14 protein-coding genes and 1 pseudogene are annotated in these 18250 nt (G+C 53.6%); 9 read left to right on the top strand and 6 right to left on the bottom strand.

What is annotated here, in order from left to right; genetic code table 11:
* Nucleotides 1-265 precede the first annotated feature (265 nt).
* The gene (locus ACM6JM_RS29325) at nt 266-1168 is read right to left on the bottom strand and encodes an integrase domain-containing protein (protein WP_414882914.1); all 903 of its coding nucleotides are present in this window, start codon (nt 1166-1168) and stop codon (nt 266-268) included.
* Nucleotides 1169-2581: 1413 nt separating this feature from the next.
* Nucleotides 2582-3454 (bottom strand): LysR family transcriptional regulator, encoded by an 873-nt coding sequence (locus tag ACM6JM_RS29320; RefSeq protein ID WP_414882913.1) that lies wholly within the window; start codon nt 3452-3454, stop codon nt 2582-2584.
* Between the two features lie 99 nt (nt 3455-3553).
* Here ACM6JM_RS29320 and ACM6JM_RS29315 point away from each other — a divergent pair, with 99 nt between their 5' ends.
* The 4 genes from ACM6JM_RS29315 to ACM6JM_RS29300 all read left to right on the top strand — a co-directional run bounded on the left by ACM6JM_RS29315 (nt 3554) and on the right by ACM6JM_RS29300 (nt 8104).
* Entirely contained in the window at nt 3554-4723 is a 1170-nt protein-coding gene (locus tag ACM6JM_RS29315) for a mandelate racemase/muconate lactonizing enzyme family protein (protein ID WP_414882912.1), read from the top strand.
* Between the two features lie 101 nt (nt 4724-4824).
* A complete protein-coding gene (dctA, locus tag ACM6JM_RS29310; RefSeq protein ID WP_011334186.1) occupies nt 4825-6132 on the top strand; it encodes a C4-dicarboxylate transporter DctA in 1308 nt (435 codons plus the stop codon).
* 107 nt (nt 6133-6239) lie between these two features.
* Nucleotides 6240-7112 carry an isocitrate lyase/PEP mutase family protein gene (locus tag ACM6JM_RS29305; RefSeq protein WP_011334185.1) on the top strand — a complete coding sequence of 291 codons (873 nt, stop codon included), beginning with the start codon at nt 6240-6242 and terminating at the stop codon, nt 7110-7112.
* 26 nt (nt 7113-7138) lie between these two features.
* The gene (locus tag ACM6JM_RS29300) at nt 7139-8104 is read left to right on the top strand and encodes a 2-hydroxyacid dehydrogenase (RefSeq protein WP_414882911.1); all 966 of its coding nucleotides are present in this window, start codon (nt 7139-7141) and stop codon (nt 8102-8104) included.
* A gap of 173 nt (nt 8105-8277) precedes the next feature.
* Here ACM6JM_RS29300 and ACM6JM_RS29295 read toward each other — a convergent pair whose 3' ends face one another.
* A complete protein-coding gene (locus ACM6JM_RS29295; protein WP_414882910.1) occupies nt 8278-8865 on the bottom strand; it encodes a TetR/AcrR family transcriptional regulator in 588 nt (195 codons plus the stop codon).
* Nucleotides 8866-8962: 97 nt separating this feature from the next.
* On the opposite strand from ACM6JM_RS29295, the gene ACM6JM_RS29290 reads away from it, so the two are divergent.
* The 4 genes from ACM6JM_RS29290 (at nt 8963) to ACM6JM_RS29275 (ending at nt 12249) form a co-directional block, all read left to right on the top strand.
* Nucleotides 8963-9721 carry an SDR family oxidoreductase gene (locus tag ACM6JM_RS29290; protein WP_414882909.1) on the top strand — a complete coding sequence of 253 codons (759 nt, stop codon included), beginning with the start codon at nt 8963-8965 and terminating at the stop codon, nt 9719-9721.
* Between the two features lie 209 nt (nt 9722-9930).
* Nucleotides 9931-10362: a MarR family winged helix-turn-helix transcriptional regulator gene (locus tag ACM6JM_RS29285; protein WP_011334181.1), complete on the top strand. Its 432-nt coding sequence runs from the start codon at nt 9931-9933 to the stop codon at nt 10360-10362.
* Nucleotides 10363-10544: 182 nt separating this feature from the next.
* Nucleotides 10545-11291 carry an NADPH-dependent F420 reductase gene (locus ACM6JM_RS29280; RefSeq protein ID WP_414882908.1) on the top strand — a complete coding sequence of 249 codons (747 nt, stop codon included), beginning with the start codon at nt 10545-10547 and terminating at the stop codon, nt 11289-11291.
* A 223-nt stretch (nt 11292-11514) separates the two neighbouring features.
* Nucleotides 11515-12249 carry an NADPH-dependent F420 reductase gene (locus ACM6JM_RS29275; RefSeq protein ID WP_414882907.1) on the top strand — a complete coding sequence of 245 codons (735 nt, stop codon included), beginning with the start codon at nt 11515-11517 and terminating at the stop codon, nt 12247-12249.
* 494 nt (nt 12250-12743) lie between these two features.
* Here ACM6JM_RS29275 and ACM6JM_RS29270 read toward each other — a convergent pair whose 3' ends face one another.
* The 3 genes and pseudogenes from ACM6JM_RS29270 to ACM6JM_RS29260 form a co-directional block, all read right to left on the bottom strand.
* Nucleotides 12744-12989, bottom strand: a complete 246-nt coding sequence (locus tag ACM6JM_RS29270) for a hypothetical protein (RefSeq protein WP_414882906.1) — start codon at nt 12987-12989, stop codon at nt 12744-12746.
* A 321-nt stretch (nt 12990-13310) separates the two neighbouring features.
* Nucleotides 13311-14453, bottom strand: coding sequence for an STY4528 family pathogenicity island replication protein (locus tag ACM6JM_RS29265; RefSeq protein WP_414882904.1), 1143 nt, complete (start codon nt 14451-14453; stop codon nt 13311-13313).
* A gap of 137 nt (nt 14454-14590) precedes the next feature.
* Nucleotides 14591-14769, bottom strand: a pseudogene (locus ACM6JM_RS29260) (integrase); the annotation flags it as partial.
* 125 nt (nt 14770-14894) lie between these two features.
* Between ACM6JM_RS29260 and ACM6JM_RS29255 the strand changes: the two are divergent.
* The gene (locus ACM6JM_RS29255) at nt 14895-18248 is read left to right on the top strand and encodes an STY4851/ECs_5259 family protein (RefSeq protein WP_414882903.1); all 3354 of its coding nucleotides are present in this window, start codon (nt 14895-14897) and stop codon (nt 18246-18248) included.
* Nucleotides 18249-18250 lie beyond the last annotated feature (2 nt).

Here is an 18250-nt window from a genome sequence, read left to right as displayed (position 1 = left end):
CTCGCATTCGTTGGGCCGGGGAGGCATTCAATGTGTCGTGCTCATAGGACACGCAGCCGGCGAGCGCAGAAAGCATCAATGCGGTATTACGCATACCCGTATTGGCGTGGTCAGGTTGGGGCTGAAGAGGTGCGCAATGGTGCGTTTGCATCCAGCTAAAGAGTGGCGAATGTCATCGTAATGGTTGATCGAGCATTCGAAGTGACGTTCGTCAGTATTGGACTTCGTGACTACCCAGTGCGCTATGTTTCGGTGCGTGGAGGAGTCAATGCTTTGGCAGCTCATTGACGTCGCGCGGACTGGAGTATCGGCCCAGATACGTTGCGGTAATTTGCGTTCTCTCGTGCCCGAGTTCACGACTGATAATTTGCCGAGCAATACTGTCTTGAGAACGTTGTACTGGGGTCAGTTCTTTGGAGGAGATTCCCCCTGCTGCCGGTGCCTTCCAGCCTGTCAAAGCCACGTAGCGGCTTTGCGCATATTGATGACGTAACCCATGCATGTGGCTCAGGCCTGCCGCTTTGCACTGTCCGTCGTATGTATTGCGCTGCTGAATGTATGTCTTGTGTGCCGGGATCAATGAGCCGGCCCCCGTCAGCGAATGTGCTGCATTGAGTACCTCGCGTTGTTGCGAGGTAGTAATCGGAACTGTTCGATCACGACCACCCTTCGTCCATGAGCCCTTAAGGAGAATGTGATCGCCTTGATCCGCATACCTGGGTTGAAATTTGATGGCTTCCTCACGGCGTAGTCCAAACGCAGATTGAAGCTGGAGGCTCATGTGGACATGGGCATCGGTTATCTTGCCAAGGCCTGTTCCCAAATCCGTGGCTTTGCTGACGTTGGTAACGAAGCGTCGGTCGGCCACACCCAGTTGCGTGTTGTCCGCTGGGAGAATTCCGGCCTTGCCGACTTTTTCAGCCCACCATCGAAGGTGCGCAAGTCGATTTTTGATGGTTCCAGGTGAGAGGCTTTCAACTTGCCAGCGATCCAGCAGCGCCTGGGCATGTTTGCCCTTAAGAGACGAGGCTTTCAGTTGCCGAAAGCCGGCCTCGCGCAGTTGGCGGGCGATCAGCCCTAGCGACCGAATGCGGTCGGCCTGAGTGTTGTGACTGCCGTCGCGATTGCGTCGGCAAAGTTGACGCAGGGTGTAGGTCAAATCGTCCATATCCCATTCACGCTCACAGGTTTGGTTCGTGTTATTGCGCTGTCCTGAAAATCATTGGTAAGTGTTGGTGCCAACTCGCTAGGCGAGATCCCCGGAGGGCAGGGGCATGGTGTTCAGGCAACACCGGTGTCTCGACTGAGACGTCCGTCTTACTTCCTGTTGGAAGTTCATACGGAGATGGAGCGGGGTGAACGAGCTTTTGGCGTTGATGAGTACTCCAGGGGAATGGATGAGATTGTTAATGGAGGCAGCGCGGTGCGTTGCGCATGACACTGCTGTTTTCGACGGTGCATTAGCTGCACATAGCGGAATGAATCCGATAGACAAAAACGGCTCCGTCCCATGGGTAGGGGGCGGTATGTTTTTGGAGCCTTGCATACCTGGATAACTCCATCCTGATGGATTCGCGCTTGCAGGAGTTTTGCGCGATTGGGAGGACGACGTTCGAAATTGCCGTCCTTGGTTTCTGCAAGGCTAGTGTGTGGGGGCATCATCATGTATGCCGCACGTTTTAGGATTCAGGATTTACCCGTGATGTTTGGGGCGTCGGCGGGGCCGTCACTGCGGCTGCAGTGACGGCCCATTTCATAGCAGGGTGCTACGGCAGAGGTATGTCTGTGGCACTGACGCGGCCTTCGGCCTTGTCGGCTGCCTGCGCAGACGTGGCGTGGTTCCCATGCCACGTCTGCGCAGGCAGCTTGTGAACAAGATGGACGATGCAGTTGTTTGTTTTGGGGAGGTGGTTAAGTAGGGCGAAGTTTTGCCGAGTGGTGGACAGTTTGCCACTTGTCTTATTTATCGCAGTGGGTATTGGTCAAGCACTCTATACATGTCATTGAGCGCAACCACCTCAGGTGATGAGTCACCCTGTATCGTGATCGCGGTATCCGATGCTTGTGGCAAGAACTTTACGAGAGACACGAAGTGGTTGGCTTTGCGTTTTTATATCGCGATTGTGTGAATGCGTGAGACTGGTGGCCGTCAGTCTGAATTCGTTGCTCGTATGCTACGCCTAATCGTGATGTCGCGGCCATGTGGGAACTTGAATACGACAGCGCTTTATCGGCGGGACAAAAACATCCCCGTGAGCGGCAGCTATCGGCCGATTCTGTTGAAAAAGTCGGTTCTTCCAGACTGCCCGCATACTGATCGCTGAAAACGCCTTTTTTGCGCGCAGCTACGCGAAATCTGAGCCCGGAGTACTCTGCTCAATGCAAAGATTTCAATCTCAAGCGCGTACTTTTCTACCGTGGAAACCATGGCCGACTTTTTCAACAGAATCGGCCATTAGCGTACGCTCACAAGTGACTGCTTCACAGCCAATAGGAGACACTCAGTCACTAACAGCCGAGTTTTCTGGCTCGCCAGAGTGCCGTTAAAAAGTGAAAAATGGGGGGCAGTAAGATGGATCTATTAAGCCAGCCTGGCCCAGAACTCTTCCGCAGATAAGCTAATGGGGGCTTTAGGTCGAGTGAGATGAATCTCTAACGGTATATCCCAGCTTTCGTCGAGAGCTCTGACCAGCCGCCCATCAGCCATTTCCTGCTCGGTCAGGCTTTTTGGTAACCACGCTACGCCCTTGCTTTCCAGTGCCATGGACATCAGAACCGCTGCAAGATGGCTGCTAAAAAGCGGTTTGAGGTGAAGGTAGTCTTCCTTGCCGTGGAGTCGGTGAGCGACGATACGGCCTAGACCCGATTCTTGGGTATATGCCAAATAAGGCAGTGTTGCCGGGGACGTACCCAACGTGGCAGAGGCACTCGCCAAGGGTATGAGTACATCCTCTCCGACTTTTTTTCCGGTGAACTGATCAGGGGCCAGCAAGGGGGGGACATCGGGGTGGCGATGACAAAGCAGGAATTGAACCTGACCGTGTATCAGCATCTGCTCGCAAACAGCCATGCTGTCTGAATGCAGACGTACGGCATCTATCGGCGCGCCATTTTCTGCACTTCTCAACCACCTTGGGAAGAAGGTAAATGACAAGGAATGAGTGGCTGCAAATTGCAGCGTTTTGGCGGCCATCCCTGCCACCTCCTGTGCCTCGGAGCGCATCCGGTACAAACGTCTGGCAGCCTCTTGGGCGCTAGGCAAAATCTGTCTTCCAGCCTCGGTCAACGTCGCGCCTTGGGGAGTGCGCAAGAACAATTCGACACCCATCCAATTCTCCAGAGAACGGACTCTGCGACTGAAGGCAGGCTGAGTAACGTGGCGCGCTTCCGCCGCCCGAACAAAGCTGCCGTATTCCGCAAGCGCTGAAAAATCCTCAAGCCAAACGAGTTCCAAGGGCAATGCCTCCTGTGCATAGGGCGCGGCATTAATAGCATTGGGCGGGTGTCATCGCAAAGCATAACGTGGGGCCACCAACAACAAGAGGAACCCGTCATGCGTATCGTAGACATCCGCGAAAAAACTGTTTCTATCGCTTCTCCCATTGCCAATGCCTACATCGACTTTTCGAAAATGACCTGCTCGGTCGTTGCTGTCGTCACGGATGTGATTCGCGATGGTAAACCTGTCATTGGCTACGGCTTCAACTCCAACGGTCGCTATGGTCAAGGCGCGTTGATGCGTGATCGCTTTCTGGCGCGAATCATGGAAGCTGATCCGGACACTCTTGTCGACCATGAGAACAACAACCTGGATCCTTTCGCCATCTGGAAGACCCTGATGACAAACGAAAAGCCAGGTGGCCACGGCGAACGTTCAGTTGCAGTCGGCACCATTGATATGGCCGTGTGGGACGCCGTTGCCAAGATCGAAGGCAAGCCTCTCTATCGTCTGCTGGCTGATCGATACCGTAACGGCGTGGCCGATGACAAAGTCTGGGTCTACGCGGCAGGTGGCTACTACTACCCAGGCAAAGACCAGACCAAACTCAAAGCAGAAATGCAGAGCTACCTGGATCGTGGCTACGACGTTGTCAAAATGAAGATCGGTGCTGTGCCACTGGACGAAGATATCCGTCGCATCGAAGCGGTACTCGAAGTGGTTGGGGACGGTCGTCGACTGGCGGTCGATGCCAACGGTCGCTTCGATCTTCAAACCGGTATTGCTTACGCGGAAGCCATCAAGAAGTACAACCTCTTCTGGTACGAAGAAATCGGCGACCCGCTGGACTATGCACTCCAGGCTGAGCTTGCCAATCACTACGAACTGCCGATGGCTACCGGGGAAAACCTGTTCTCCCATCAAGACGCTCGTAACCTCCTGCGTCATGGTGGCATGCGCCCTGATCGCGACTTTCTACAGTTCGACTGCGCGCTGTCCTACGGACTCGTTGAGTACATGCGCACTCTGAAAGTGATGGAAGAAATGGGATGGTCTTCCCGTCGTGTGGTTCCGCACGGAGGCCACCAGATGTCCCTCAACATCGCAGCAGGCCTGCACCTGGGCGGCAACGAATCTTACCCGGACGTATTCCAGCCTTTTGGCGGCTTCGCTGACGGAATCAAGGTAGAAAATGGTTATGTCGGTCTGCCTGATATTCCAGGTGTTGGCTTCGAAGCCAAGTCCGCTTTGTACGCAGTCATGCGTGAGCTAGGCGAAGGCTGATCACCCTCCATCTGCGGCCTTCCTCAAGAGGCCGCAGAGTCAGGCGTCATCCACTGACGCCAAGCCACATGCCCATCACAAAAATAAAATGAGGTGCTTCCGTGGAAACTTCCAAGTCCCGCTGGTATAGCCAGCTGTATGTGCAAGTGCTGATCGGCATCGTGATCGGTGCAGCAATCGGTTACTTCGTGCCTGATATTGGAGCCAAGCTCCAACCCTTCGCCGATGGTTTCATCAAGCTGATAAAAATGCTGCTGGCCCCCATTATCTTCGGTACGGTCGTCGTCGGTATCGCGAAAATGGGCAGTATCAAGGAGGTCGGACGGATTGGCGTAAAAGCGCTGATCTACTTTGAAATTCTATCGACTATCGCCCTGGTCGTAGGCCTTATCGTGGTGAACATCGTCAAGCCTGGCGTCGGGATGAACATTAACGTCAACGCGCTCGATGGAAATGCTATCAGCAAGTACAGCCAGGCCGCGAGTGAACAAGGCGGTACAATTGATTTCTTCCTTAATATCATTCCCCACACGTTCCTCGGCGCATTCTCCAACGGCGTCATGCTGCAGGTCATTCTGCTTTCGGTCTTGATGGGAGTTGCCCTGGTTCAGATGGGCGAAACCAGCAAGCCGTTGATCAACACTATTGATTTGTTCCTGCAAGGCCTGTTCAAGATCGTTGCAATGGTCATGCGCTTGGCGCCGATTGGTGCGGGTGCAGGTATGGCGTTCACTATCGGCAAGTACGGGATTGGCACCTTGCTGTCACTCGGTCAGTTGCTGATCGCGCTCTACATCACAACCTTGATTTTCATTGTGGTGGTGCTAGGCACGGTGGCCAGATGGTCAGGCATGCCACTCATGCAGTTTCTCCGTTATTTCAAGGACGAAATTCTCATCACTCTTGGCACCTGCTCAACCGAAGCAGTGCTGCCACGCATGATGGTGAAACTTGAAAAACTTGGCTGCAAGAAATCTGTAGTGGGCATGGTGCTGCCAACGGGATACACCTTCAACGCAGACGGCACCTGTATCTACCTCACCATGGCCGCGATCTTCATCGCCCAGGCGACCAACACGCCACTGACCTTCGTTGATCAGATGATCCTGCTAGGCGTATTCCTGCTGACATCCAAAGGGTCGGCTGGTGTCGCGGGTGCGGGGTTTGTCACGCTGGCTGCAACACTCACGACCATCCACTCCATCCCTCTGGTCGGACTCGTTTTGCTTTTGGGCATTGATCGTTTCTTGAACGAAGCGCGGGCCGTGACCAATCTGATCGGCAATGGCATCGGCACCATCGCCATTGCCAAGTGGGACAACTCGTTCGATGTCGAGGCTTGCGAGCGTGAAATCGCCGCAATGAAGCAAGAAAAGGCGGCAAGCAAGGCATCGCTGGCGCATAAATAAACTACAAAGCGATCCGGTCATTCCCATCTAAACGGTTATGACCGGTAGTGTTTTCCATGCCTTCTTCCGCGTGGAGAGACCTGATTGGAAAGATTGATGGAGCCAACATGATAGAGCGATCACATCATGATTTACGCAAGGTGTTTGGTGAGTTACTCCAGGGAGACACCTGCAAATTTGCAGCTTCCGTATTCGATCCGATCTCAGTTCGGATGGCATACGACCTTGGCTTTGACGTTGCCATTCAAGGCGGCTCCGTTGCGTCGCTTCAGGTGCTCGGCGCACCTGACATTGCATTACTCACGCTGGATGAATATGTCGAGCAGGTTTCCAGGGTCGGACGGGCAAGCCAGATTCCGATCATTGGGGATGCTGACCATGGCTTTGGTAACGCGCTGAATGTGATGCGAACAGTCACAGAGTTACAGAAGGCCGGCGTTGCAGCCCTGACACTGGAAGACACCCATCTACCGGCCAAGTACGACGAGCAGTCGCATGTGCTTATCGAAAGGGAAGAAGCCGCAGCCAAAATCTATGCCGCGCGATTTGCCCGGTCGGATGATGCACTCAGCATCATCGCCCGTACGAATGTGGCTGTGACCACTTTGGACGACTCCATCGCTCGCACTGCGGCTTATCAGAAGGCTGGAGCAGATGCTATTTGCCTGGTCGGTGTTAAGGACTTCCAGCACCTAGAAGCACTTACGGCACATCTCAGAGTGCCGATCATGCTGATCAACTATGGAAATCCTGCTCTGAGCAATGTTGAAAAATTGAGTGCTGCCAATGTGCGGATCGTGGTCAACGGGCATGCCCCCTATTTGTCCGCAATCAAAGCAACCTACGAGGCGCTACGCGAACAAAGCGGCACGGAGGGGAGCGAGCTATCCCTTCCTGAGCTGCTTTCTAAATACACACTCTCGGACAGTTATCGTGAGTGGGCAAAAACCTTTTTGAAGTCAGAGCACGATTCAAATTGATATTGGAACAGGTGGAATACGCCGTCATGAAAAAGACAATCTTGGCCTTCAGCCGGGTCTCCCCCAGCCTGCTTGAACCTTACAAAGACGACTACGAAGTCATCATCATTAGCCCTGAGCTTGGTGATATGGACGCCCAGTTCGAGGCCGCTATTTCGAACGCTCACGGGCTGATTGGTGGAAGTCGTCGTCTGGGTGCAGCTGAGCTGGCTGCGGCTGTAAATCTTGAGATCGTCTCAAGCATATCGGTTGGCTACGACAACTATGACCTCGACTACCTCAACCGCCGAGGGATCATGTTGACGAATACGCCAGATGTGTTGAACGAAACCACTGCTGACCTGGCTTTGGCCCTGATCCTCGCCACAGCAAGACGCATTCCTGAGCTTGATTCCTGGACTAAAGAGGGGAACTGGACACAAACCATCGATGCATCCCAATTTGGGTGCGACGTTCATGGAAAGACGTTGGGCATTATCGGTCTGGGAAAAATCGGAGAAGCCATCGCACGCAGAGGCCGCTTTGGTTTTGGCATGACCATTTTGTATAGCGGCAACAGTCGTAAATCAAAGCTTGAACAGGAACTTGGTGCGAGGTTTGTACCGCAGGAAGAGCTTTTAAGCGCGTCTGACTTTGTTTGTCCGGTCGTGCCATTGACGGACGCCACGAGGAATCTTATCGGACGCAAAGAACTCGCTTTGATGGGCCCGGAAAGTATTTTGATCAATATCTCGCGTGGGTCTGTCGTGGATCAGGACGCACTCATCGAGGCTCTGCAAGAAAAGACAATCCGGGCGGCTGGTTTGGACGTTTATGTGAAGGAGCCCCTGACGAACTCCGAGCTTTTTAACCTGAGAAACGTCGTCACCGTACCTCACATTGGCTCTGCGACGACTGACACCCGCAACGCAATGGCCAAGCGAGCCCTGGAAAATTTGCTTGCGGGTCTGGAAGGTCGCCAGCCGAGAGATCTTGTGCACTTCAAGAAGTAAGAAGAAGTAGGGCGGATTGAGCTCAAAATCGCCGGCAATATGGCTGCTCTCCGGGTGACGTACATAGTTGGGGTGGCAAGCGTTTTCTGACGCAAGCCAGCTTTGCGCGACATCTGCTTCTGGTAAACGCGATCTGTCCCCAATTAGCTCTGACCCTCTTTTCCTGCTGGGTATTAGACCTTGTTTTTCAGGCTTTCAGGGCTCCCAAAACATAGGCCATCCATCACCAGGTTCATCAATCTGGACAAGCGAGATCGCCATTCGCTCTGAGTATCCATTTGCCAGATGCCGGCGATGGCTAGAAAAAAGTCATCGTTAGTGATCCCGGTACGAATCGTCCCCGCGTTTTCGTTCGCTCTTAAAAGCAACTCGGCTGCATCTTGAACTGGAGCGTAACCCGACTTGCCAGGGAAGTCGTAAACGGAGGCCGCTTGTTGGATTGCTGTAGCGAGTCCTGCCTTTGTCATTGCATATTCGGCAAGGCTATCCATCCACTCTCGGAGGGCTTCCTTCGGGGGTCTTGTTGCGAGCAGCTCTTGTGCCAACAAGGCGATCTGCTGCATTTCGAACTGATAGACCTCGTATACCAGCTTCTCTCTGGTAGGGAAATGGCGATAAAAAGTTCCCTGTCCTACTCCAGCCTTTTTCGCAATCGTACTCAGCGGAATTGCAGGATCGCTTGTCAGTTCAACCACTGCGACCTCCAGAATCCGCTCCCGATTTTTCTTGGCGTCAGAACGCATCACCAACTCGTCAGGCATGAATAATTTTCCCTCATCGCATTGCTAAGCGGACAACTGTCCGGTACGGTTTGCAAGTGGACACTTGTCCGCTTAAGTATCGTTTCTGGAGTTTACTATGAACAGCACTGGCAACACGATTCTGGTTACAGGCGGCACCTCAGGCATAGGCCTCGGGCTGGCGCTACGGCTTCATAAAGCGGGCAACAACGTCATCATCGCGGGACGTCGCAAGGCTCTGCTCGACAAAATCGTGTCGGATAATCCTGGCATTGAATCAGTATTGCTGGACGTTTCTGATGCTCATTCCATCCAGCGCACCAGCGAAGCGCTTGCGATCAGCCATCCAAATCTTAACGTTCTCATCAACAACGCAGGGATCATGCATTGGGAGGATCTGACTGATCCGGGATACTTGAGTACAGCCGAAGATATCGTGACAACGAACCTGCTAGGCACGATTCGTATGGTGTATGCGTTTACTCCGCAACTAATCAAGCAGCCTGGCGCGACAGTGATCAATGTCAGTTCATCTTTGGCATTTGTCCCCCTGCCAGCCACGCCTACCTACAGCGCAACCAAAGCGGCAGTTCACTCGTTCACTCAAAGTCTTCGAGTGCAGCTGGAAGCCTCGCCAGTTGAGGTTATCGAACTTGCGCCACCGGGTGTGCGTACCACATTGCTCGGCCAGGAAAACGACGAGCATGCGATGCCGTTGGAGGAGTTTTTGGATGAAGTCTTCGAACTGCTAAAGATTTCTCCCACTCCACCTGAACTCGTCGTTGAGCGGGCTAAGCCCCTGCGGTTTGCTGAGGCAAGCGGGTCACATGATGACGTGCTGAAAATGCTTGCGGGATACAAACCACCGGCAGAATGAGTCATTGCTCTGAAGCGCGTCCTGTGTCCAGGTGAGCAGATTGCATCTGCTTACCTGCAGGCCGAATCGCTCAATCGGTGTGTTCACAATTCCGCTGCCTGATCCAGGGCATTTCATCTGAAAAAAGATTGGAAGCTTCAGAAGCTGTTGACACCTGTAGGAGCCGAGAATAATTTATGTAGCACACTACATAATAGCAGGCGATATATATGAGTTCGACGCAACGAAGCGTGGCCACAGAACTTTCCTTCGCGCTTAACGCTGCCGCGAACCGGATGGTTCGATTGCACAAGCCGTTCCTCGAACCACTGGGCCTAACTTTTTCGCAGTACCTGGTCACGCTTGAGCTCTTGAACGGGTCGCCTCGATCTGTGAGCGACTTGTGTGAACGTCTCGACATGGAGACCGGCACGCTTACACCGTTACTCAAAAGGCTGGAAGCTGCCGGGGTGATTACACGCACACGTGATGCCGTCGATGAGCGCCGAGTGCTTATAGACCTCACGGCGTCTGCCCGCGGCATGGAGGATGAACTTCGTAGCATCACTGACAAGATCAGAACGGCGTGCCAGCTCACGCCCGAAGACCTTCAGGAGCTTCATCGCACGCTTGAGGGTTTAGCGCGACCGGCTATCAGTTAATACCTGCCTCAGAAGCAGCTGACAAAGGCATAGCTTTTGAGGTGATGCCACAAACAAATGAAACACCGGCTCTAAAAGCCGCGATGTATTTGTAGAACAGATCGTGTAGGGAGAGGCTCTGTTTGTTAGCACTCGCTGAGGCTTATGTTGTGAACATCCAGCTCCAAAGATGAGGAATCTCTATGAACGTCGGAATTATCGGTAGCGGATTTATCGGGGGAACGCTTGCAAGACTGCTAAGCACTGCTGGCCATACAGTAAGAGTTTCAAATTCACGCGGGCCGCATACAATTGATCCTGATGTGCTCTCCACGGGTGCAATTGCAGTCACGAAAGAAGAGGCTTTGGTGGGTGCTGACGTCGTAATTCTCTCGATACCTTTTGTACGAATTCCAGATCTTAAAGCGCTTCTCGAAGGCCTTCCTGAAGACAGCGTGATCATCGACACATCCAACTATATACCTGCGCGGGACGATCGATTGGATGCAATCGAGAATGGTCAGCCCGACAGTGTATGGGCATCCGAACAAGTTGGCCGTCCCCTCGCAAAAGCCTGGAATACAATTTACTCCGCCTCGCTAAATGAAGCTGGCAGGCCAGCTGGCGATCCGGAGCGCATTGCCGTCCCTGTCGCGGCTGATCGTGATCATGACCGCGTTGTGACGATGGCACTCGTCGAGGATTCCGGATTCGACGCCTACTATACCGGTTCGTTGGCCGAATCCTGGAAGCAGCAGTGCGGCACGCCCTGCTATTGCACTGAAGTGACGCTTGAGCACCTGCCCCAGGCACTGGCTGACGCGGATCTGGCGCGCTCGCGAAAGCGCCAAGATCTCTTCTTTTCGGTATATAACGAGAGATTCGGCAATATTGGAACAAACCCAAGCCGCAACTACATTGTTCAGCTTTCCAAGCTAATTTATGCGTGAGCTCGTTATGACGACATATGGATGACGACCTGCAAGGTCGCCATGCATGTCAAGTTTCTAAATCATTATGCAGACTAACAATGTCTCAGGCGCATATGCTTTTTAATAAAATAAGCGCGCCGTGTTTTTTCTGATGGTGCTTAATAGTCGAATACAAACCAATCAAACAGTACTCGGCCAAAAACTTTTTTTCAATTTCACATGAGTGCGAGGAGTTGTTTAGATGAAAATCGGAATTATTGGCGCAGGTAACATTGGCTCTACTTTGGCGCGAAAGCTCGCTGCGTGTGGACACGAAGTTAAACTGGCAAATTCGAAAAGCCCTGAGAGCATTCAAAGCCTTGCCAATGAAATCGGCGTGCATGCGGTAACCAAGGAAGAAGCGGTTTCCGAGGTAGAAGTGGTTATCCTCTCGATACCCTTTGCAAATTATCCTGATCTCGAACCGATCATGAGCAAGGTGCCGGAGAAGACAGTTGTCATTGATACATCAAATTATTATCCGGGGCGTGACGGGGTAATCAAGGAGGTCGAAGATGGCATGCCAGAAAGCATCTGGGTAAGTGAGCAGATTGGCCACCCGGTTGTTAAGGCATGGAACGCCGTCCTCGCCGCGACCCTCGCCGACAAAGGTCAGCCGGTCGGCTCCCCAACGCGCCTCGCCATACCTGTGGCTGGAGGAAACACATACGCGGAAACCATCGCGCAGGATCTTGTTGAGGATACTGGCTTTATCGCGCTTGCCGCTGGCAGCCTTGAAGAATCGTGGCGCCAGCAACCAGGTACACCAGCGTACTGTACCGAATTGACATTGCCGGAATTGAAATTGGCGCTGAACGCGGCAGACAAGGTACGGGCGCCTCAAAACCGCGACGCACTGATCGCCAGGTTTATGGCTCCCGGGAGTCAGTTTACGCACGAGCAAATAGTTGCCACCAATCGTGCCATGACAGCCTGAGCGGTTTTCTTCCAATGCCATGCCCCGTACGCCAATTCTCTATGGTGCACTAATGCTTAGGCCATTTGGCACTTCAGGCGGATAGGTTGAACTGTTGTTTACTACCGTCTTGTCTGAACGAATGTTGGTCGGGAGCGGAATAAATTGAACGTCCGCTTCTGGCCGATTTCTGCCCGTCATAAATGGTAGAAACCAACCATGGCCAGTATCGTTTTATACGGCGTTGATAAAGATGAGCTTGTCGTGAGCACCACGATTGGGGTGGGCTGTGGCAGTCCGCCCATGGAGATAGCTCTGGCCTCCAGTCGGCGAGTCCATCAAAAAAGCGCAGTTACGATGAATCACTGTATTAGATGAGCCCGATTTCAACCGGATATCTCCCGCCTTTGATTTAAGGCCAAGGCGAGTGCTACACGCTATCAGCTTTCTGGCTCACAAGAAAAAACCACCTGCACGCGGCAGGTGGTTCTCGGTACTACCGACAAGGTAGATCGTTAATGAATCATCACCATCAAGACGAAGACCACTGCCACCACTGGGAACATCATCGTGCCAATGTTGAGAGTGAGATCAGATGCGACGCGAGATAGCTCTGACCGAAAGTGTTCTACGTCTGGATCGGATTTAACGACAGGAGGTGACTGCAACGCAGTCTCCATGGCTTGGATTACAGCATCGATTTTTGGCTCAGGCACATCGATCGCTTTCAGTGCTTGATACAGTGCCAGTCGAATGTTCATTAAGGCCTCCGAGTAAACAAGAAAGGCCTTGCCCGGACGGGGAAGGCCCGTCGTGGGTGGGGGTGAGTAACATGCTTCCATCGACATTGATGTCGACTGTCCGCGCTGCCGGAAGCGATGCGGTCATTGGGAGGATCCTGCGGGAACCCGCAGCGCCGTCTCGCAGATCCTGGCGGCTTTTGGGTGCTGATCACTTCAGCGAGACGAGGTGTGAAGTTGCTCCCTCCGGTGCTCGCTGTAAATCCGAAACCGGATATTCCAGATTTCCTAATGTTCCCCGTCTGCTGATAACCAGGTGCGCAGTGATTACTGACGACTGCTTTAGGCAGGTAGTGGCTGGCGGGCCAAGCTTTTCATGACTTGTGCAGCCAGGTCGTCTGCAATCCTTGGCCCCTTCATTATCTTGCGCATCTCGGCAAAGTGCGGCCGGCCCTGCTTAGTTGTCATCGATTTTTTTGTGCGCTCTTGTTTGACCTCAGCGGCAACCGAGACCACTTGAGGGTGCGTAATGGGGGCGACATTTTTCTGCTCTTTTTTACGGCCTGCCCATGGTCGAAATTCGCCGGCTAATGCTCGATTTATCAACCCGAAAAAATAGGCGACGACGTTACGCACCGTCCCGCGCTGACTGCGCGCCTGGAGTTCGTCGAGCACTTGCTGGCGATGCTGGGGTGGCAGTCGAGTCAGGGCTGCCAGCACGTCTTGTTGCTGATCCGCTTTGGCGTTTGCCAGGCATTGCGGCAGCGTCACTGGCCCTTGTGTCAAATGGCGTTCCTCACGTGCGCGTGTGCGGTACGTACGTATTTTTTTATATTTGTTTTTATACGTACTGTCGCCGGTGCTGAGGTGTTTCTGGTCGGTCTGCTGCGTGACGGAGGTTCTTGTTGCCGGATGACTCGGTACAGGCTTTCTGGTGGAGGGGGGGCGTTTCCGTGAGGGTGGCGGCTCATCGTCCTCGTCGCGTTGTGATGGCGTGTGTGAGGGATTGTCTTTGGACGTTTGCTCCCGCGTAGCTTCGATGTGCCTCGCGATGCAATCGAGGTGGGTGTGCTTATGGTCGATGCAGTTATCGAGAAGCGCTGGCAGGGTGGTGTCTAAATCGCAGGCTTCGCGGAAGCTCAGGGCACTCTCGTTGATCTGGTAGAGCTCGTTAAGAACATTGCCCGTCATGAGGTCGCTATTCTGGCCGACCAAGCTTATCCAGCCTGTTAAGCGCAGAACGGTTAGCGCTCGCGATGCGGTTTCGTAGGAGGCTCGTTTTGCCAGCGGGGCGCACGCGAGGTATGAGCGTAATTGACCCATTCCTGCCAGGGTGTACAGACCTCCGGCAGATCGTAGCGAGTGCATCACGTGCCAGCAATTGCGATCCAGAGGTGTCAGGCGGTTATCGACCATGAGCGATAGGACGGTAGAGCGCGGAGCGTCTTGAGCCTGCAAGGTATGGGAGGAGTGTTGGTTGGTCATGAGGTGTCTCTGAGGTCTGGGCCACGTCGGCCTGTTACTCGGCATCTCATATGGGACTGTTCCGTTTATCAGCCAACAATGCGATCTCTGCTACGGACGCATTGTTTGGCCTTTGGAACGATGGGTACCAGCGGAGTGTCATTCAGGATGATGCTGGCCATGGAGCGCATCCGTGGCTTACCAACTGACCTTCAAAACCCATTTGCTTCAACGCCATGTTTGCCGTCTGGCTATTGCAATGAGTTTGCGGATTTCGGTCGGCGGGGAAGACGCGCTCTCGATGGTCGCTGTAGGGGTTGATCGTTTGTAGTAGGGCAGACTTCCTTAACGAGAAAGTATTGGTTGATATTAAACGGCCAGCTTGCAATTCTAAGCTCAGAGAAATCGGGAGGTGTCGAGCATCAACACCCCTGCCCAGCCTGCGAATAGATGGAGCTAGACGTGCAGCTTAGTCAATGGATTAGCCGTTTTCTTTCTGAAAAAGGCCTTGATGCTCCGGATGGCCGGCCGCTATTCGCTTACAAAACCACAGAAGCTCAGTACAACGAGCTAAAGCAATGTCTTCGTGCGATTCCAAGTTTTGCCGTTGGTAGTGCAGAGTACTGCCAGGTATGGCTTCTGTTTGCTGCGGAATGGTGGAAACGTGAATACGCTGGCGGAGCTTGGCGCTGGGCTCCGCTCTGCCTCGCGGCCGGACAACCCGGTATGACTCATGAGCAAACGAGTCGCCACGTATTGGCTGGCCACCGCCAATGGCAGTTGACTACCGAAATCAGGGGGGAGGGCAAGCGCTACATTGGACATGTCGCCATTAACGGTGGCCTACCCATGCGTCTGCTCGAGACTGCTCAAGGCGGCTTGTCTCGTCTTCTACGAATGGTGCTTGAGCAAACGCTTCGATGCAGCTTACACCAGGATGACTTGCTGGATGCCATCAAGACGCAGGCGGCATTACTTCCAGTAAGCTATCGGCAGGACCTAATTTTCCAATTACTCCGCGATCTGGTATGGGGCGTATTGCAGCTTCGCGAGCAATACAAGCTTCAAAATGAGTCCGATCCACTCTTGAAGCTTCAGCAGCAATGCCCTGACTGGGAAATGCGATTTCCGCTAGCTGTGGATAGTGCCGTCGCTAACACGCTAATAAAGGGGCTTGTCGCCAGCGTTGCGACTATCAGCGTGCAGACCAGTCGCGTACCGTTTCAGATTGTCCGTGGTTTGCGATTTTCGTCCGATGACGGAATGCCCGTGTTTGAAATGGCATTTGAGATGCAGGCTCAGACATCGACGCAAGAACTGGCTGATGCCATAGGTATTGCTCCCGATAAGCTGCCTCACCAGTTCCGGTTGCTGCTGTTGATTGCGGGCAAGGAGCATCTGGTAGGTGAAGCCCTGCGTCGCGGAGGTGGCTATCAACTCGTTGCACGCAAGGGGCTTTCCCTACAAAACCTCCATGCGGGAGCGCAGCTGATCCTCAGTCGCAACGGTCAGGCGATACATACAGCGCATCTGCCAGGGGGTGAGCCAATTAGCTTCGACGAGCCCTTGCTGTTTGAAGACTGTCGACCTTTCGCCAGCCTTATCGGGCAGGGCAGCGCTACGCTCAAAGGGGGCAGAGCGATAGCCCTCATCCCCGCCAAAGCGTTTTTCTACTCGGAAGGCGATGACGCCATAGTTCTTCACGAGGGCATGCCCGGCGATCAGGTCTTGCTGATAATCTCTCAGGGTAGGACGCAGTTTACCTATCGTAAGCAGTCCTATTACGTCACCGTGAGCCCTAATGCTGCCCCCAAAGTTGATGCGTATTGGCAAGGGCAGACTCTGGATGCGGGCTCTGTACCTGGGCTGCTCTTCCGTGGCAACCCTCGCCTGCGTGTTCAACAGGCGGGGGGCAGCTTTACCTATGCTCCCGTCAGCGAGCTCTATACTCGATCCGATGGCATAGACACACCGTTCGCTCAGGCGAAAGCCCCGGGGCTATGCTGGCTAAGCTGGTCCCGAGGGGGGCAACGTCTATTACGTTCCCGTGCCGTTGTTTTGCCTGCCAATGCATCTATTAGTTTTGCTCCGAGCGTAAATCCTGCCAAGGGATGCATCCTTCTGGAGAACTGGCCTGATATTCATGTCACCTGCGCTAGTCCGGATATCACGCTGTCTCGTAGCTATGAAAACAATACGAATGTCCTGACGGTAGAAAGCAAGGCCGCGGCGCCGGCTACCTCGGTTCAGCTACTCATTCAATGGCCGGAGGGGGAGCAGAAGCTGACCTTGGCATTCCCGGGGCAGGGGGCCGTTCTTCTGGATGCCAGGCATGAGTCTATCCGGGAAGGAGCAAATCTGTCGGTTGAGGAGCTAATGGGCTGCCGGGCAATCCTAATGTCTCCCACTGGCGCCGACGCCTGGCAAGTACGGTTGACTGCGCACAGCACAGACCAACCTGACCCGCTTACACGTGAAATTCGCTATACAGGCACTCGTGAAATACGTTTGTTTGAACTGATTAATCCCATCCAGCAAATACTGTCATGCCATACCGGGCTCGACATAAGCGTGACGATGCAGTTCGTCCATGCTCATCGAGTTCGAGGGACCTTTCACGTCGGTCGTTATTCCACCGTCGCTCGCCTACACAGTCATTCACCGTTCGTTTCGCTCAATGATGGACGGCGCGATTTGTTGCTGGAGCGAGAGGATGCTGAAGGCTTGCTAATGGCGCTCCCCCTCGCGTTACCGAATCGTGATCCCGAGCCGTTATCGTTGCACTTATCCGAGCAGGTATTCACCGGTAGTTGGGGCCTAAACCTTCCCGATAACGTCGCCAGCCCATGGCTGATCTACGCCAGCGCTGAGAGTAACTACCGTTGCCGCCCGTGTGTCGCACCTCCGCAAGGTAACGCCAAGGCGGAAGGGTTTTCGCCACTACAAAAGGCTCTTTGTGAAGCGAATCATGACAGCCGCATGGTGCTGCTGACCAGCCGACTGGAACAGATGGCGTTGACCCCGATGGATAAGGATTGGGTGTTGCTTGAGGCGTTGCTGGATAAGTTGCAGCACCTTCCATTACCTAGTCTTGATCTGTATCAAGCGTTGATCCGCACGCCTTCTGCGCTTGTTATGGTCACGCTTTTGCTGGATGGCTTTGCCGCCAACATGGTAGAGCGTATGCCGCTTGAGCTCCCTTTTGAATGGCTGTTGATTTCTCCTTCGCAATGGCTTCAGGCATTTGAGGTGTTGAAAGAAGCGCTGGTGACCGACACTGCGCTGCTGCCAATCATCCGTAGGGACATTCAGCGCAAAAGCCAGTATCTGCCGCGCTGGCAGCCCGCTCTGAAATTCATCTTTGATCAGGGTATTCATCGTCACTTCGATGGCAATATCCAGGATGCTCGCCTTTTTCTCAATAACCCACAGATGTTGACAGAACTGTGGCTTGGTCGGCTGCTTGATGGGCCGGACTGCGAAATGCAGCAGTTTTTTCATCGCAATTATGCAGACGATCAACCGTGGCCGATGCTTCCTGGAAACTTGATGAAGGAGTTTCTACGCACCGACAACGGCAAACTCCTCCTAAAGCGCGTAAGGCTCAGCGTGGATGACGTAAAAATGCCGGCGACGATGCTGCCGTTCATGGTGGGATTTGACGCGTGCGCCGGAAAAAGCGAGTTCTGGCAAGGCGACTCCTCGCGTCTTTTTGCTCTGCGCGCCGCTCGCCAATTCGATGCCGCCTGGTTTGACTCCGCTTACGAGTTGAGCCTAGCTATGGCCCACACCGCCTCTCTGAATTTGAAGAACTAACA

The organism is Pseudomonas sp. IT-P2, from assembly GCF_949767575.1.
In the GTDB taxonomy this organism is placed as follows: Bacteria; Pseudomonadota; Gammaproteobacteria; order Pseudomonadales; family Pseudomonadaceae; genus Aquipseudomonas; species Aquipseudomonas pharyngis.
Note: the sequence above shows the minus strand (reverse complement) of the source record. Positions and strands in the feature narration are given on the sequence as shown.

What these genes read in the sequence shown, in the direction of transcription:
- ACM6JM_RS29325 (WP_414882914.1), bottom strand. Translation starts at nt 1,168, where the DNA reads ATGGACGATTTGACCTACACCCTGCGTCAACTTTGCCGACGCAATCGC.
- ACM6JM_RS29315 (WP_414882912.1), top strand. Translation starts at nt 3,554, where the DNA reads ATGCGTATCGTAGACATCCGCGAAAAAACTGTTTCTATCGCTTCTCCC.
- ACM6JM_RS29305 (WP_011334185.1), top strand. Translation starts at nt 6,240, where the DNA reads ATGATAGAGCGATCACATCATGATTTACGCAAGGTGTTTGGTGAGTTA.
- ACM6JM_RS29300 (WP_414882911.1), top strand. Translation starts at nt 7,139, where the DNA reads ATGAAAAAGACAATCTTGGCCTTCAGCCGGGTCTCCCCCAGCCTGCTT.
- ACM6JM_RS29295 (WP_414882910.1), bottom strand. Translation starts at nt 8,865, where the DNA reads ATGCCTGACGAGTTGGTGATGCGTTCTGACGCCAAGAAAAATCGGGAG.
- ACM6JM_RS29290 (WP_414882909.1), top strand. Translation starts at nt 8,963, where the DNA reads ATGAACAGCACTGGCAACACGATTCTGGTTACAGGCGGCACCTCAGGC.
- ACM6JM_RS29285 (WP_011334181.1), top strand. Translation starts at nt 9,931, where the DNA reads ATGAGTTCGACGCAACGAAGCGTGGCCACAGAACTTTCCTTCGCGCTT.
- ACM6JM_RS29280 (WP_414882908.1), top strand. Translation starts at nt 10,545, where the DNA reads ATGAACGTCGGAATTATCGGTAGCGGATTTATCGGGGGAACGCTTGCA.
- ACM6JM_RS29275 (WP_414882907.1), top strand. Translation starts at nt 11,515, where the DNA reads ATGAAAATCGGAATTATTGGCGCAGGTAACATTGGCTCTACTTTGGCG.
- ACM6JM_RS29270 (WP_414882906.1), bottom strand. Translation starts at nt 12,989, where the DNA reads ATGAACATTCGACTGGCACTGTATCAAGCACTGAAAGCGATCGATGTG.
- ACM6JM_RS29265 (WP_414882904.1), bottom strand. Translation starts at nt 14,453, where the DNA reads ATGACCAACCAACACTCCTCCCATACCTTGCAGGCTCAAGACGCTCCG.